This window comes from Delftia sp. S65 (assembly GCF_016516495.1).
In the GTDB taxonomy this organism is placed as follows: Bacteria; Pseudomonadota; Gammaproteobacteria; order Burkholderiales; family Burkholderiaceae_C; genus Comamonas; species Comamonas acidovorans.
The window spans coordinates 1-211 of record NZ_JACVUR010000137.1; the positions used below are offsets into that span (position 1 = coordinate 1).

Below are 211 nucleotides of genomic sequence, written 5' to 3' on the forward strand. Positions count from 1 at the left end.
CTGCGGCGGCGACGTGCATGTGCTGGTGGCGGGCGAGAATGCCGGCGCCGCCGCGCAGGCTGCGGCCCAGATCGCCGGCGTTGCCAAGGTCATCCACGCCGACGGCGCCAGCCTGAAGGACGGCCTGGCCGAGAACATTGCGGCCCAGGTGCTGGCAATCGCTTCGAACTACAGCCACATCCTGTTCCCCGCCACCGCCAGCGGCAAGAAC

1 pseudogene is annotated in these 211 nt (G+C 70.1%); it reads left to right on the forward strand.

Features of this window, described 5'->3' with window-relative positions:
* Nucleotides 1-211, forward strand: a pseudogene (locus IAE24_RS30150) (electron transfer flavoprotein subunit alpha/FixB family protein); the annotation flags it as partial.